We start from the raw sequence: 17,354 nt of genomic DNA, 5'->3' as shown, positions 1-17,354 counted from the left end.
ATCCCTCATGTCACGTGCCCAGGAGCGCCTCGAGCGCCGCGACCTCGGCATCGAGGGCGGCGTCGAGGTCGCCGTCGGCGCGCGCGGAGGCGCGCTCGGCGTCTGGAAGGCCAAGCGCACCCGCGAGGTATTCCTCCAGGGCGCGCGGGCTGGGGTGGTCGAAAACCAGGCTCGCGGCCAGCTTCATGCCGAGGGCCTGTTGTAGCTTCTCGCGAAGCGCGATCGCCGTCAGCGAGTCGACGCCGAGCTCGAAAAATCCACGATCCGGATCGAGCGGATCGCCGGGTGCGAAGCCGAGGACGGAGCGGATCACGGCCTCGACGGTGCTCCGGAGCAGCGCCGGCCGGGCCGCGGCCTCGAGCGTGGCGAGCCGCGCCGCGAAGTCGGCGCCCTGCTCCGGCACCGCCGCGGCGCGCTCGTCGGTGCTCCGCGGGCTCTCCGCCGAGGCGGCCGACGCGGGCCGGTCGCCCTCGTACACCCGGATCGTGCCGCGCTCGAGGTGGGCGACGGAGCCGGTAGGCAGCCACGCCAGAGCCTCGAGGAGCTCGCGCGCGTGAAGCTCTGGGGCGTCGGTGTCGATCACCCCACCCCAACCCGGTGGCCGCTCCGTGGTGAGCGCCGTGACCAGCGACCACAGGACATGGCGGCTCCCGAGCCTCCGCAGCCCGCGCGTCAGGATCCACAGCCTGCCGGAGGCGCCATCACCGAGCGCGCGGATGGTACCGACGAGCTCGTCATGGCCGAGGGCGGCGAGCCCGTCGAGCGTGGCGCAGCGATCGGACGGGACGGCGAGCCCGCGCGCGTGGACGAGGTGCGCGAAGGGACGGCCTTCGGCCCGGGCGCGCGCCAGCGTCCGCAGCGCCTCGTCGACGTCCTGGCAGCGCTCGATCCCGGGGTCGTCGATGCCGCCGCCGAGCAACAGCGTGCGGCCATGCGACGCCGGTGCCACCGCCGGCTCCTCGGCGGCGCCCCTGCGGGCCAGGATCAGCGCCGGCCGGGCGATGACGGGCGCCGCATCCGCGCCCGGAGCCGCACCGTGGCTGGGCATCAGCGCATCGGCGTCCACGAAGCCCTTCTCGCCCAACAGCGTCAGCCAGCGCTCGGTGGAGAGCAGTGGGTGCTCGGGACGCAACTCCCGATCGGTGAAGCGCCACCAACCGCCGGTGAACCCCGCGAAGAGATCGACCCAGCGCTGCCGTGCGGTCGTCTCCAGCATCAGCAGCATTCCCCCGGGCGCGAGGAGCTCGAGCACGTGGCCGAGGGTCGCGCGCAGGTCGGCGGTGGCGTGGATGACGTTGGCGGCCAGGATCAGATCGAAGCTCGCTGGCGCGAAGCCCTGGTCGCGCGGCGGCTGCTCGACGTCGAACCGGCGCACCTCGATGAATGGCCGGTCGGCGTGACGCTGGCGCGCGTGGGTGAGGAACGCCGTTCCGACGTCGCTGAACACGTAGTGCAGCCCGCCCGGACGCCCGGAATCGAGCAGCGGAAGCACGTGGTCGGTGGTCCCTCCCGTCCCAGCGCCGATCTCGAGGATCCGCAGCGGCGCCGAGGGCTCGATCGCCCCGACCACCGCGCCGACGGCGGCGGCGGTGGTGGCGTTCATCACCCGGGCAAAGGGCGCGTCGCGGTACAGGCTGGTCGCCAGGCTCAGGTCGCCGCCCGGGAACAGGGCCTGCAGCGGCTCCACGTCGCCGCGCAGCACGGCGGCGAGCTGCGCGGCGCACCGTCGCAGCACCGTGATCTCGGCGTGCGCGTCGGGCCGGCCGGCGAGGAGCGCATCGAGCGCGGCGTCGAGGCCGACGGCGGCGGGCACGAGCTCCGCCACCACGCGCTCGCCGCCAGCCGGCACCAGGATCCCCGCCTCGTCGAGCATGGCCACGAGGTGCTCGAAGAGGCGCCGCTGTCCGGCGACGACGCGCAGCCGTTCAGCCTCAGCCGACGGGGAGAAGCGCAGCCCGGGCCGCAGCACGAGCCCTAGCTCCGCGAACGCGCGCACCACGGCGGTGCAGGTCAGCTCCTCCAGCGACGAGAGCACCGTCCAGTAGTTGCGCAGCGCCGGATCGGCCATCCGCGGCTCCAGGATCGTGCGCAGACCCGGGATCAGGGCGCTCGGCACGGGCATCGGGCTCGTCCGACGAGGTGCGGCCACGGGGGACCAGCGCGGCTCGGCGAGGGCCTGCGCGGGCTCCGGCGGCCGCGCGAAAGTGCCGGGGGCGGGGAGCCAGCAGGTCCGCCGATCGAAGCGCAGCGTCGGGAGCGCGACCATCCGCGCGCCCTGCCGGGCGGAGCGCCGTGCGAGGCCGAGCAGTTGCACGCGTCCGAGGGCGCCGAGCCAGGCGCGCCGCTCGTCCTCTCCGGGCCGCCCTGGGAGCGAGGGGATGAAACGCCGTCCCTCGTCTCCGAGATTGGCGAGGCCCAGGGCGCACATCGTCGTGCCGACTCCGGCCTCGATGAAGCAGGAGTGCTCGGCGAGGGCGGCCAGGGTCGCCCCGAACCGCACGGGCTCGCGGGTGTGGGCGCGCCAGTACCCCGGATCGGTCGCCCGCTCGCCCAGAGGTCGCGCATCGAGCGCGGACCAGAGCGGCAGGGTCGGCGCGCGCAGCGACATCCCCGCGAGGCGCTCGGAGAGGACGTCGAGGACCGGCTCCATGTCCGCGGTGTGGAACGCCCGATCGACGGGCAGGCGGTGGACACGCACGCCTTGCTCCCGGGCGGCGCGCTCGGCATCCGCCAGGGGGCCCGGCGCGCCCGCCAGGACGACGCGGTCCGGGCCGTTGATGGCGGCGACGTGCAGTGGGAGGCCGCGCGCCCGGGCCCACGCCATCGCCTGCTCCGCGTCGAGCTCGACCGCGAGCATGCCCCCGGGCGGACAGAGATCGCGCATCGCCCGCCCGCGGGCGCATACCAGCGCGAGGCCTTCCTCGAGGCTGAACACGCCCGCGATGCAGGCCGCCATGTACTCGCCCAGGCTGTGCCCGACGAGCGCCACCGGTCGCACCCCAGCGTCCAGCCAGAGCTGCGCCAGCGCGTACTCGACGACGAAGGTCAACGGTTGGGCAATCGCCGTGCTGCCAAGAAGGGCGCGGTCGGCGGGGTCGTCGTCGAAGAGCAGCGCCCGCACGGGCCGGGGTAGCTCGTCACCCAGCAGGACCTCGCAGCGCTCGATCGCCGCACGGAAGCTGGGCTCGGAGGAGAACAGCGCCCGCCCGGCGCCGGGACGAAGGCTGCCCTGGCCGGGAAACGCGAGGACCACCCCACCCCCCTCGAGCCGCCGCTCGCGCGAGCCCCACACGGGCGTCTCGCCCCGCGCCGAGGCCCGCAGCTGCGCCGCCGCCTCGCGCGGATCGCCGACGACGAAGCACCTTCCGCGCTCGAGCGCGGCGCGCCCCTCGTTCGTGGTCCGCTCCACGTCCGCCAGCGACAGCGCCGGGTGTGCATCGAGGTGAGCCGCGAGGTCCTCCGCCATCGTGTCGAGGGCGGCCTCGGTGCGCGCGCGCAGGCTGATCAGGAACGGCCCCGCGTCGGGCCCGGGAGTGGCCGGCGCCGGAGGCACCGACTCGACGATCACGTGCGCGTTGGTCCCGCTGATGCCGAAGGAGCTGACCGCCGCGCGCCGCGGCCGGGCCGCATCCGGGGTCCCGGGCCATTCCCGGGCCTCGGTCGGGATCTCCACGGAGAGGCGATCCCAGGGGGCATAGGGGTTCGGCTCGCGAAAGTGCGGGTGCGGCGGAACGCGCCCGTGGTGCACCGCGAGGATCGCCTTGATCAAACCCGTGACGCCGGCCGCCGCCTCCAGGTGTCCGAAGTTGGTCTTGACCGAGCCGAGCAGGAGGGGCACGTCGCGCAGATGGCGGCCCGCCAGCACCTCGGCGAGCGCGGCGAGCTCGAGCGGATCGCCGAGGCTCGTCCCGGTCCCATGGGCCTCGAGCAGATCGATGTCCCGCGCGGTGAGGCCCGCGTCCGCCAGGGCCGCGCGGATCACCGCTTCCTGGGCGCGCTGGTTGGGCACGGTGAGGCCGCTGCTCGGGCCGTCCTGGTTCACCGCCGAGCCCCGCAGCAGCGCGAGCAGGGGGCGGCCCTGCGCGCGTGCGTCATCGAAGCGCTGGAGGACGAGCAGTCCGCTCCCCTCTCCGCGGGCCATGCCGTCAGCCGCGGCGTCGAACGCCTTGCAGCGCCCATCCGGCGCGAGCATCCCCATCCGCCCGAGGCTGACGAAGGGCTGCGGCGAGAGCATCAGGTTGACGCCGCCGGCGATGGCGAGGTCGCACTCGCCCGCGCGCAGGCTCGCGCGCGCCAGGTGCACGGCGACCAGCGAGGACGAGCAGGCCGTGTCGAGGACCAGGCTCGGTCCCTGGAAGCCGAAGCTGTAGCTGATCCGGCCGGCCGCGATGCTGCGCATCGTACCCAGGCTCGAGTGGGCGTCGCCCGCCACGCCGATGCCGGCCTGCGCGACGAGCTGGGCGTAGTCATCGGTGGCCAGGCCGATGAAGACCCCGACGCGCGCGCGCCGCAGCTCATCGGGAGCAAACCCCGCGCGCTCGAGCGCATGCCACGTACACTCGAGCAGCAGACGCTGCTGCGGGTCCATGGCCGCCGCCTCGCGCGGCGAGAGCCCGAACGCGAACGGGTCGAAGCTGGCGACGTCGTCGAGGAACCCTCCGCGGCGTACGGTGCTCCACCGGTCGGCCCAGGCGTCCGCGTCCCAGCGCGTCGGCGGGACGTCGCGGGTCGCGTCGCGCCCCTCGAGCAGGAGCCGCCAGAACGAGTCGGGATCATCGGCGCCGGGGAGCCGGCAGCTCATGCCGACGACGGCCACCGGAGCCGGGGGGCGCTGCGCCTCCTGGAGGCGCGCGCGGAGCTTCCGCAGTTCCACGAGCGACTGCCGCAGCAACTCGTGCGGATCCGCCGACTGCCCGTTGCTCATGACTGGGATTCCTCCTCGGCGATGGCTGCGAGTTCCTCGGCGAGCAGCCCCGCCAACTCCTCCGTCGAGAGCGACGACGGGAGCGACTCGGGCGAAGCCTCGCCAGCAGCGGTAACGGGCGGGGTGTGCTCCCGCGCCTCGAGCTGCTCGACGAGGACGCCGGACAGCTCCTCGACCGTCGGGAGCGCGAAGGCGAAGGTCGGGTCGAGCCGGCACGGCAGCTCGGCGACGATGCGGTTGCGCAGCTCGAGCGCGGTCAGCGAGTCGAGGCCGAGCTCGAAGAACGGCCGCCGCAAACCCACCCGGCTCGGCGACGGGAAGCCCAGGAGGGCGGCGACGTGCTCGCGGACGCGGGCGGCGACCAGCTCCTGCCGCGCCTGGGTCGTGCTCGCGGCCGCGATCCGCGCGACCAGCGACTCGCCACCCCGAGGCCCCGTCGCGGGCGGTGTCGGAGGAGCCCCGGCGGTACCGGCAGCCGGCGCCGACGTGCCGGCCGCGCGCGCACCGCTCTCGGTGGGACGCAGGGCCGAGAAGAAGGGCTCGTCCGCGAACGCATAGCCGCCCGGCGCCGGAGGCAGCACGATCATCTGCGTCCGCTCGCAAGCCAGGCCGACTTCGACGAGCGTCGAGACCGCGTCGGCGGGGATGGGCGCCATGCCCATGCCGCGCAGCCGCGTCTGCACCTCCGGCCCGGCGGCCGAGCCGATCTCCGCGACCGCGCCCCAGTTGATCACCAGCGCCGGGAGTCCCGTGCGGCGGCGCCAAGCCGCCAGTGCGTCGAGGAACGCGTTGGCGGCCGCATGGTTGGCCTGGCCCTTGTTACCGATGATCGACGCCGCGGCCGAGAACAGCACGAAGCTGTCGAGATCGCGGGTCAGGCAATGCAGGTTCCAGGCGCCGAGCACCTTGGCCGCGAGCACCCGCCACGCGGTCTGCTCGTCGAGGGACGCCAGGCTGGCGTCGGCGAGCTGTCCCGCCGAGTGGACGACGCCGACGATCGGTGGGCAGGACGCGTGGACCTGCGCCAGGGCCGCCGCGAGCTGCTCGCGATCACTGACATCGGCCCGTGGCGTGAGCACCTGCGCCCCCGCCGCCCGCATGGCCTCGACGGCCACGCGCGCCTCGGAGCGAGCGTCTTCCGGCAGCCCGCGCCGGCTGATCAGCGCGAGGTGCCGCGCCCCGCGTGCGACCAGCCAGCGGGCGTGGTGCAGGCCAAGGCCCGAGAGGCCGCCGGTGATCACGTAGGTCCCATCATCGCGTACGCGCGCCGACGACCGCCGCGACTCCTCGACCACGATCTTGCCCACGTGACGGGCCCGCTGCATGAACGCCAGCGCCGCGGGCACATCGGAGAGGGCGAAGCGCGTCACCACGGGCATTCCCGTGCGCGCGCCCTGCGCGAGCGCCGCTTGCAGCCGCGCGCGCCCGCCGTCCGGCTCGTGGCCGAGCTCCGCCTGCAGATCGAAGTGGTGATAGCGAACGTCGGGACGGACCTCGGCGATACGGGCGGCGGTCCAGGCGCCGCGCTGCGCGAGCTCGACGAACCGGCCCCCCGGCGCGCAGGCCGAGAGGCTCGCGGCGACGAAGCCATCGCCGGTCAGCGAGTTCAGGACCACGTCGACGCCGCGGCCCCCGGTCTCGGCGAGCACGGTGTCGGCGAAGTCGAGCGTGCGCGAGGACATCAGGTGGTGCACGCCTAGCCGCCGGAGCAGGGGCCACTTGCGCGGTGAAGCGGTCGCCCAGATCTCCGCGCCGAGCTCACGCGCGATGCACACCGCGGCCAGGCCCACGCCGCCGGCCGCCGCGTGGATCAAGACGCGCTCGCCGCGCCGCAGCCCGGCGAGCTCCGAGAGGCCGTGCAGCGCCGTCATGAACGCCGAGGGCAGCGCGGCGGCGGAGAGAGCCGGGAGGCCGGGAATCGGCACGACGGCCGTGGCGGCGACGGTGACGTGCGTCGCGAGGCTGCCGGGAGCCATCACGGCCACACGCTCGCCGACGCGCAGGTGCTCGACGCCGTCGCCGAGCGCCACGATCTCGCCCGCGCACTCGAGCCCCATGCGCCGCGGCTCGGCCCCGCCCTCCGCCCCCCCGCGAACGGCGCCGAGCGCCATGAGCAGATCCTTGAAGTTCAGGCCGGCGGCGCGGACACGCACCTCGACCTCCCCTACCCCGGGCGGGCGGCGCGGCACCGGCGCGAAGCGCAGCTCGTCGAGCGAGCCATGCTCTCCGCGGAGCCACGCCCTCGCCTCGCCGTCGTCGTCGCGCGCGGAGACCGGCGGCACCTCGCCGAGCGTGTCCGGCACGAGCCGGGCGACGAGCCGCTGGCCGGCGCGCAGGATCACGCGATCCTCCTTGCTGCCACGCGCATTCAGCTCCTCGCACAGGTATGCGGCATCGGCCGGATCGGGGCACGGATCGAGATCCAGGCACACCACCCGCACACCGGTGAGCTCGAGGCTCGCGACGCGCCCGAGTCCCCAGAGCGGCGCCTGGAAGCAGCCTGAGGCCCCTCCGAGCAGGGACGGCCGCGCCTCGGTCACGCCGACCTCGTCGAACACCGCGGCACGAGTGACGAGGAGCACCGTGGCGTCCTGCGAACCCATCCGCGGACGCAGGCCGGCCAACGCCGAGAACACTCCACCCTCGATCGCCGCGCGGGCGGCCGCGACCCCATCGAGCCCTTCCTCGACGTCGAGGCCCCACAGGTGGACGAGGTCATCGAAACGCGCGGCCATCTGCTCATCGAGCTCACCGCGTCGGCTCGCCGGCAGACACTCGACCTCGTCGCCAGCGGCGCGCAGCATCGCGGCGAGCGTCTCCCCGAGCCCACCCCGGTCGGACAGGATCAACCGGCGTCGGGGGACACGGGCCGCCTCTCGCTCCGGCGCCCGACCGGCGATGATCGCCATGTGGGAGACGGCGGCCGGATCGTCGGGCGGTGCGAAAGACCGGGCCTCGGAGAACCCGGCATCGAGCAAGGCCCGGCGCCAGGTCGGCGCGTCCACCAGCGGGTGCCGCTCGCGGCAGCCATCGGCCTCGAAGCGCCACCAGCCGTCGGTGAGACCGAACGTCAGGTCCGTCCATGCCTGCGCGCGCGTGGTCTCGAGAACGAGCAGCATGCCTCCCGGAGCGAGCAGGCGCCGGGCGTTGGCCAGGGTCTCGCCGAGGCGCCGCGTCGCATGGAGCACGTTCGCCGCGATCACGAGATCGAAGCCACCGGCCTCGAGGCCCTGCTGGCCGGGATCCACCTCGGCGTCGAAGCGCGCGTACTCGACGAAGCGGTGACTGGAGAAGCGCTCCGCGGCGCGGGCGAGCAGGTGTGCGCTGACATCGGTGAACAGGTACCGGGTCGTCTCTGGATCGAAGCGATCGAGCAACCCCGCGGTGGTGCCGCCCGTACCGGCGCCGATCTCCAGGACCCGGAAGAGGCGGCGGGCGGGGTGGGAACGGACCACCGCGTCAACCAGGTCGCGCAGCGCGCCGTTCATCGTGACGGCCGCGGCCGACTCGGTATAGAGCCGCGCGACGGCGCTCGAGTCTCCGTCGGGGAAGAGCAGCTGAAGCGGATCGACGGCGCCGCGCAGGACCTCCGCGAGCCGGTCACCGCAGCGATCGAGCAGCGCGAGCTCCGAGGCGGCCCGCTGCGCGGCGGTCGGCTCGAATGGGACGCCCGGCGGCTCCGCGGCGAAGGCGTCCAGCCGGGCGAGCAGCCGCGCGTGGCGAGGTGCGATGGCCCCGCGATCGAGGACGGCGAAGGCCCTCTGCACGTGCTCACGCGCACGAGACTCGAGCGCGGCCAGGGCCTCGCCGTAGCCGCCGGACCGCGCGGCCTCCCAGCGCCGTTCGAGCGACCGCTGCACGGCGCGCTCCAGCACGTCGAGCGACGGCAGGAGGGAGCGCGCGGCGGGCGGGGGCTGAGGCTGCCAGTCCATGCGGACCAGCCAGGGGCGCCACGCATCTCCGCGCGCGTCGATGCGCTCGAAGCGCAGGCCCTCCAGCTCGGCCACGATCCGCCCTGCCTCGTCGAGGATCTCGAGATCGCCCACCAGCGCGTCGCCCGTCCGCGGGCGCCAGCTGCAACGCAGGCGGGCCGAGACCACGCGCTCGCCCGGCAGGCTCGGGCGTATCCGCTCGACTCCGGCGGGCACCCAGGTGCCTTGGAGCCCCTCGGCGTAGAGCGGCGCCCCGGCCCCCTGGAAGCAGCTATCGAGCAAGGCGGGGTGCAACCACGCACCGGGCTCCAGCGTCGGAGGCAGGCTCGCCGCGGCCCGGACTTCCCCGTCGGCGAGCGCCACCCACGTGAGACCACGGAAGCTCGGTCCGAGCACGACACCGCGCGCCTCGCCAGCCGCGTAATGGGCTTCGAGGGAAAGCGTGTCGCCGGTGGGTGGCTCGACTGGCCGTGCCTGCGCCGAGGCCTCGCCGCACCGCCGCAGCGCCGCGCGCATGTGCCGCACCCAGTTGGGCTCGCCCTCGGCGGGCGTGGAGTAGATGGTGATCTCGCCCTCGGAGTTCACGGGCGGCGAGCACACCACCTGCAGCCGATGCCGCGCCGCGCCCTCGATCATGAGCGGCCGCTCGAAGCGAAGCTCGGCCAGCTCGAACGGCTGCTGCCCGAGAAGATGCCGCGCGCTCTCGACGGCCAGGGCCAGGAAGGCCGCCGCGGGGAACACCGGCGTGCGGCGCCCACCGAGGTGAAGCGCGTGCTCGGCCAGCCAGGCCGGCGAACGGGCGGAGATCGTCGCCTCGAGCCGCAGCGCATCGGTGCCAGGCATTCGAGGCAGCGCCTCGAGCCTCAGGCCGCGCTCCGGCTCGTCGTCGAACCAGTAACGCTCGCGCTGCCAGGGGTACGACGACAGATGGAGGTCGCCGACGCGCCTCTCGCCGTGGACGTGGCGCCAATCGATCGACGCTCCATCGACGTACAGCCGGGCGAGGATCCTCCGATCGAACCGCTCGTCCGCGCGGGGCGTCAGCACCCGCACACCGGCGGCGGCCAGACGTTCGGCGGCATCTCCGAAGCCCTGGCCGAGGCACAGAACGTGGCTCGGCCGGCGATCCGGCGGCTCCGCGAGGATCGCTTCGACTTCGCTGAAGGCAAGTGCCCCGTCGGCGGTGAGCGCGCTCGCGGCCGGAGCGTCACCCACCAGGGCCTGGCGGGCCGCGACGACGCGATCGAGCTTCCCGGCAACCACCGCGGCGCCCAGGCGCCCGATACCGACCCCGGCGACGACGTCGAGCTCGATTCCCAGGCCTCGCCAGTGCTCGCCCAGCGCCTCGGCGCACGCCAGCGCCCACAGCGGCCCGCCGGGCGCCAGCGAGGTGCCAAGCGTCGCCGCGACGCGGCGCCACGCGTCGAAGCAGGCGCTGAGGTGCGGGTCACCGGAGAGCCGCGCATCCGGCTCACCATGCGCGCCGAACAGGAGGCACACCCGCGGCTCAGGCGCCGGTGCATCTGCTGGGCGGCGCAGACGCTCGACGACGGCTCCCCCGTCGATCAGAAGGGCGAGCCGCTCCGCGCGGAAGTGGGTCCGCCCGAGGTGCGCGGCTGCGCAGAGCGCCGGCACGTCCGCGTCGGCGAGCCGCTGGCGGTAGCTCGCCTCGAGCGCGTCGAGCGCAGCGGGTGCCTTGGCCGCGATGCACAGAAGCCCGGAGCCACTCCGCGCCACCGGCTCGCGCGTGGGTTCCGCGTGGGTCGAGGGAGTGCTCTCGTCGCCGCTGGCGAGCACCACGTGCGCGTTGGTGCCGGTGAAGCCGAACGAGCTCACCCCGGCGAACCGCCGCGCCCCCTGCCAGGCTCGCAACTGCTGGACGACCTCGATCGGGGCGGCCTGCCAGTCGATCCGCGGGTTGGGCCGGCGCAGGTGCAGGTGCGGCGGCAGCTCATGATGGACCATGGCGAGCGCCGTCTTGATCAGCCCCGCGATCCCCGCCGCGGCCTCGAGATGACCGATGTTGGTCTTGACCGTGCCGATCGCCAGCGGCCGGGTGCGCTCCGGGCCGAACACCGCCTGCAGCGCGCCGACCTCTATCGGATCGCCGAGCGGCGTCCCGGTCCCATGGGCCTCGACATAGTCGATCTCTCGGGGGTGAACCCCGGCTTCTTCGAGCGCGCGGCGGATCACGACCTGCTGCGCGGGGCCGTGTGGCACCGTGAGGCCGCTCGTGCGCCCGTCCTGGTTGATCGCGGAGCCGCGCACGATCGCCAGCACGCGATCGCCGTCGGCCCGGGCGTCCGAGAGGCGCTTGAGCAGCACGAAGCCACCGCCCTCGCCCCGGCCGTAACCGTCGGCGGCGGCGTCGAACGTCTTGCAGCGCCCGTCCGCGCTGAGCATGCGGGCCTTCGACGTCATCACCATCGCGTCCGGCCCGAGCATCAGGCTGACGCCGCCCGCGAGCGCGGCCCGGCACTCCCCGCGGAGCAGACTCTGGCGCGCCAGGTGGACCGAGACCAGCGACGACGAGCACCCCGTGTTGACGGCGAAGGCCGGGCCCGTGAGCCCGAGCGCGTGGGAGATGCGGCCGGCCGCGGCGCTGCTCGAGGTCCCCGTGCCGACCATGGCGTCGATCGTCGCGAGGCCTGCGCGGCTGATCAACCGCGCGTAGTCGTCACCCGAGACCCCGACAAACACGCCGGTGCCACCGCGGTCGAATTCTGGAGCGGGGATCGACGCATGCTCGAACGCCTCCCAGGCGAGCTCGAGCAGCAGGCGGTGTTGCGGATCCATGCGCCGCGCTTCGCTGGGTGAGATCGCGAAGAAGTCCGCGTCGAAGCCCCCCACCTCGGGCAGGAAGCTGCCGCGACGGACATCGGCTTGCGCCTGATAGATGTCGTCGAAGGCCCAGCGTCCCTCGGGGAGCGGCCCCGAGCAGTCGATGCCCTCACGCAGTGACGACCAGAACTCCCGCAACCCGGCGCCGCCAGGGAAACGGCAGGCCATACCGACGATCGCCACCGCGTCATCCGTCTCGCGTGCGGGCGCCGCGGCCGCTGCCAGCGCGCTACCGCTCGTCCGGCCCGCGCCCGGATCGAGGAGGGAGCCGTCCAGGTACTCGGTGAGCTTGCGGAGATTGGGGTGGTCGAAGAGCAGGTTGACGGAGAGCGAGAGCTCGAGTTCGCGCTGCAGCCTGTTGCGGAACTCGACCGCCGTCAGCGAGTCCATCCCGAGATCGAAGAAGCCCTCTGCCTCGTCGGGCGGCTGGTGGAGGCGCAGGACGTCGACCAGCGCACCAGCGAGCAACTCGCGCAACCGGGATCGCCGCCGCCCTTGCGGGAGGCCACCCAGGAGCGCGCGCCAGGACTCCTCGCGCGGTGGGGGGGCCACGTGCACCGGTGCCGGTACGTTCCGTGCCGGTGTCGTTCCGGCGAGTGCCCGCAGGAAGGGCCGGTGCGCCCAGGGCTCTGGCAGCGGACCCACGCGCCGGGGCAACACCGCGACCTGGGTCGTCGAGCCGCCCCAAAGGCGGTCGAGCGCCTCGTCGAAGGCCGCCACCGAGAGCGCCTCGAGACCCATGCCGCGCACCCGTTCGAGCACCCCCTCGTCGGCGGCCGCTCCGGTCGCGCGCACGGCGCCCCAATCGATGACCTGCGTGGGCCGGCCAGTCGCCGCACGCCAGGCGGCGAAGGCGTCAAGATAGGCATTGGCGGCCGCGTGGCTCGCCTGGCCCACCGGGCCCCACAGCCCCGCTCCCGACGAGAAGATCAGGAAGTGGTCGAGGGCATGTCCGGCGGTGAGCGAATGGAGGTTCTGGACCCCATCGATCTTCGGCCCGAGCACGGCCTCGAAGTCCTCGGAGGTGGCCCGCGCGAGGGTCCGATCGCGCAGGACCCCCACCGCGTGGGCGATGCCGGCCAGGCGGTGACGGGAGTCCGCGAGGAAGGGCGCGAGGCCGCGCTCGAGCGCCTCGCGATCGCGCACGTCGACCGCGAGCACGTCCAACGCGACGCCGCGCGTGCGTACCGCCGACAAGCGCTGTCGCTCCGCCTGGGGCAGCTCCGCTTCCGAGCGCCGGCCGAGCGTGACCACGTGACGAGCCCCCCGCTCCACCATCCATTCGACGAGGCACAGCCCGAGGCCGGAGTTGCCGCCAGCGACCACATAGCGAGCATCAGGGTCGAGCTGGGGCCGGGCGCGGGCAGGCACCGGATGCAGCGGCTCGAGCCGGGCGCGGAGCCGCTTCCCGCCGCGGAGCGCGAGCTGCTCCTCGTCGCCTCCGTCGAGGAGCTCACCCACGAGCCTTTCGATCGCACCGGGTTCGCCGCCAGCGTTGGCCGCTCCAGCTCCGGCGCCGAGGTCGATGCAGGTGCACCGATGCTCGGGGGCCTCGACGGCGATCACACTCGCCATGCCCCACAGCGCCGCGTGGAGTGGCTCGACAACCGGGCCGACCGAAGTCGCGCCGCGCGTGATCAGCCACAGCCGCGCGGAGGGGGAACGGCGGAGGGCCTCGAGCAATGCGAGGACATCGGCGCAAGCCCGGGCGGGTGCGCTGCCACCGGCGACGTAGACCACCTGCTCGACTGGCTCGTCGAGATGGGCGGCAACGATCTGCTCTCGCACGCGCAGCTCCGCCGCCAGCGACACGGCGAGTGGAGCAGCCTCCTCTCCTCCGGCGGCCACGTGCCAGCGCTGCGCGCGCTGGCCGGTCTTGACCGCGACCATCAGCGCCTGCACCGGAAGCAGAGGCATGTCCGCCGAGGGCTCGAAGCAGGAGAACGCACCGAACCCCGCCACGCTCAGCCGTCGCGCCCAGTCGGCCGTGGCCAGCAAGGGCGAATCAGGCCGCGAGCGTTCGTCGGTGAAGCGCCACCATCCCTCGGTGAGGCCGAAGCTCAGATCGATCCACGACTCCGGCCGGGTCGCCTCGATCAGCCAGAGCTGTCCGCCGGGAGCGAGAAGTCCGGCGACGTGGGCCAGGGTCTGATCGAGCGAGGTGGTCGCGTGCACGACGTTGGCGGCAACGATCAGATCGTAGCTGGCCGGCGCGAAGCCCTGCGCTCCCGGATCGCGCTCGATGTCCAGGCAGCGGTAATCGACGAAGCCGTAGTCGGCGAACCGCTCGCGGGCCCGGCCAGCGAACCGCGGGCTGAGGTCGGTGAAGTCGTAGCGGCAGCAGCGCGCGTCGAGCAGCGGCAGGAGCTGCGCCGTGGTCGCGCCGGTGCCGCCGCCGATCTCCAGAATCCGCAACGGCCGATCCGTGCTCGCCAACGCACGTCCGAGCAGGTCGGACAGCATCCCGTGGATCAACCGGGCGCCGGGGGTGTCGCGGTAGAGCCTCGCGGCGGGCTCGAGGTCCCCATTGGGGAAGAGCACGGTGGTGGGGTCGAGCTCTCCTCGGAGCACGGCCGGTAGCCGCGGGCCGCAGCGTCCAATCAACTCGATCACCGGCGCCAGCGCGGGTGCCTGCTCCGCGAGCGTCACCGCGAGCGCGGCGGGCTCGGCAATGGACGCTCCGCCGTGGCGCGCGTGGCCGCGGATCACCTCGAAGGGACGCCGCATGCCTGGTTCAACGCGCTCACCCTCCTCGCCCACCTCCGCGACGGCCCGGCTCGCCCAGGCCCGCACCATCGCGTCGAGCCCCTCGATGGCACGGCCGTCGACGCCGAGCTCGCCCACGAGCCGGGTCAACCGCTCGCCGAGTGCCGCGCGATCGGTGCCATCGAGTGCGCGGAGAGGAGAAGCTTCGCGTGGAGTCTCCGTCCAACGCACCGCGAGCAGCGCGTCATTGGGGAGCGCCGCGGGACGTGGCTCCTGCACAGCCGTTCGGACCCAGTATGGCCGGCGCTGGAACGGGTATGTCGGCAGGTCGAGGTGACGGTGCACCCTCCCCTGCTCGAGCGCCGCCCAGTCGACACGCACGCCAGCGACGTGGAGCTCGGCGAGCGCGCGGAATGCCTCTGAGCGATCATCCTCGCCGCCCCGAAGCGTTGGGATGAAGCGCACTCCCTCGCGGCCCCCCTGGGCGAGCAGTCCCAGCGACGAGAGCACCGGCCGCGGGCCAACCTCGACGAACGAGCGCGCCCCGAGCGCCAGCGCGGCCTCGAGCCCGGCGGCGAAGCGGACCGGGTGCAGGATGTGCTCGGCCCAGTACTCGGGCCGCGCGAACGCCTGGTCCTCGAGCGCGCCACTGCGATTGGAGATCAGCGGAATCGCGGGTGCTCGCAACGCGACGGTCCGTGCCACCGCCAGGAACGGCGCGACCGCCGGCTCCATCAGCGGCGAGTGGAACGCGTGCGACACACGGAGCCGCTGGGCCGGGATGCCCTGCCGGGCCAGCTCCCGCTCGAGCGATTCGACGGCCGCGAGCGCGCCCGACACGACGACACGGCGTGGCCCGTTGGCGGCGGCCACCGCGAGCACGCCCCTGCCGGCGAACTGAGGGAGGAGCTCGGCCTCGTCGGCGCGCACCTCGATCATGGTCCCGGGCGCGTCGACCGCCTGCATGGCACGGCCGCGCGCCAGCACCAGGCGCAGCCCCTCCTCGAGCGTGAAAACACCCGAGACCAGCGCGGCGCTCAGCTCGCCGAGGCTGTGCCCGAGAACGATGTCGGGTTCGATGCCCCAGCTACGCCACAGCTCGACCAGGGCGTGCTGGAGGCAGAACAGCGCGATCTGCGCGTGATCGGTGCGGTCGATCGAGAGCGGAGAGGCGACGGGCGCATCGCCCAGGCCCATCAGCGCAAGCAACGGCGGTCCGCCGCTCGCTCGGAGCAGCGCCGCGCAGCGATCGAGGGCCGCTCGGAACACGGGCTGGTGCGCATACAGGCGCCGCCCCATGCCGGAGAACTGTGCGCCCTGTCCGGTGAACGCGAAGGCCAGCGGGCCCGGATCGCCGCTCCGGCCGTGGACGATCGAACGCGGCAGCTCGCCGCCAGCGAGGAACGCGTCGAGGCCCGCCTCGAGCCCCCGGCGATCTTCGGCCAGGATCGCGAGTCGCTGGCGCAACTTCGCGCGACCGAGGTTGATCGTGGCGCGCAGGTCAGCGAACGCGGTGGCGTCCTCGTCGGCCGCCGGCGGCGTGCTCCGCAGCCGGGCCGCGACCTCGCGCAGTGCTGGCTCGTCGTGGGCCGCGAGCACGATGGGGACCTGTCCGAGTGCACCGGCATTGGCCCCGGCCCCGGCACGGCGGGTCTCGCCGGGCGCGGCCTCGAGGAGCAGGTGAGCGTTGGTTCCTCCAGCGCCGAACGAGCTGACCCCCACCACCGGTGGCGCCTCGGAGCCCGGCCACGGCCGGCGCTCGCGGACGACCTCGATCGGCAACTCGGTCCACGGGATACGCGGGTTGGGCGTGTGCAGGTGCAGGTGCGCCGGAATCTCACGGTGCGCCAGGGAGAGCGCGGCCTTGATCACCCCGGCGACGCCAGCGGCGCTCTCGAGGTGACCCACGTTGGTCTTGACCGAGCCGATGAGCAGCGGATCGCCGCGCCCGCGGCCGGTGGCGAATACCCGGCCGAGCGCGTCGACCTCGATCGGATCCCCGAGGGCGGTACCAGTGCCATGGGCCTCGACGTAGCGGACGCGCTCTGGCGGCAGGCGGGCGTCGGCCAGCGCGGCGCGGATGACCCGCGCCTGTGCCTCGGCGTTGGGCACGGTGAGCCCACTGCTGAGCCCATCGTGGTTGACGGCGCTTCCTCGGATCACGGCGATGATCCGGCGCCCCGCGGCGAGGGCATCGTCGAGGCGCACGAGCGCGAGCAGGCCGCCGCCCTCGCCGCGTGCGAAGCCGTCCGCCGAGGCGTCGAACGTCTTGCACCGCCCGTCGGCGGCGAGCATGCGGGCCCGGCTCTCGGTGAGCAGGGCCCACGGCGTGAGGTTGAGGTTGACTCCACCGGCGAGGGCCAGGTCGATCTCGCGCCGGCGCAGGCTGGCGATCGCGAGGTGGATCGCGACCAGCGAAGAGGAGCACGCCGTGTCCACCGTGAGCGCCGGGCCCCGCAGGTCGAGGAAGTGAGCCAGCCGCCCAGCGGCGACGGCCGGTGCGTTACCGGCTCCTGTGTGCGCCTCGATCCGCTCCGGCGTCGGCGAGAGCTCCGCGTAGTCGCGGTTCATCAACCCGACGAAGACACCGGTCTGGCTGCCACGGATCCGATCGGGGGCCAGCCCACCATGCTCGAGGCATTCCCATGCGAGCTCCAGCAGCAGGCGCTGCTGCGGATCCATCGCCTCGGCCTCACGCGGGGCGACCCCGAAGAACTCGGCGTCGAAGCCGCGCACGTCGTCGAGAAAGTAGCCGCGCCGGGTATAGACCTTGCCGAGGGCGTCGGGATCGGGGTCGTACAGCGCGTCGATGTCGAAGCGATCGCGCGGCACTTCACGGCTACAGTCGACCCCGTTCCGCAGTGACTCCCAGAAGGCGCGCGGGTCCGGTCCGCCCGGGAAGCGGCAGCCGATGCCGACGATCGCGATGGGCGTATGGGCGGCTTCGCGCG

Annotated in this window: 2 protein-coding genes (1 of these 2 only partly in view); both read right to left on the bottom strand. The window is 73.9% G+C overall.

The annotated features are described in order from the left end of the window. Positions 1–10: 10 nt before the first annotated feature. Positions 11–4,924, bottom strand: coding sequence for a type I polyketide synthase (locus Q664_RS53230; protein WP_052519207.1), 4,914 nt, complete (start codon positions 4,922–4,924; stop codon positions 11–13). Beyond that, positions 4,921–17,354, bottom strand: the 3' portion of a protein-coding gene (locus tag Q664_RS58420) for a type I polyketide synthase (protein WP_043408200.1). Its footprint extends 91 nt past the window's final position; only the last 12,434 of its 12,525 coding nucleotides appear in the window; its start codon lies beyond the right edge, outside the window — the gene reads right to left on this strand; its stop codon occupies positions 4,921–4,923. The genes Q664_RS53230 and Q664_RS58420 overlap by 4 nt, the downstream gene beginning before the upstream one ends.

It is taken from the genome of Archangium violaceum Cb vi76 (genome assembly GCF_000733295.1).
In the GTDB taxonomy this organism is placed as follows: domain Bacteria; phylum Myxococcota; class Myxococcia; order Myxococcales; family Myxococcaceae; genus Archangium; species Archangium violaceum.
This window is presented reverse-complemented; position numbering and strand designations above follow the sequence as displayed.

Coding starts and splice junctions, on each gene's coding strand:
- Q664_RS53230 (WP_052519207.1), bottom strand. CDS start 4,924: ATGAGCAACGGGCAGTCGGCGGATCCGCACGAGTTGCTGCGGCAGTCG.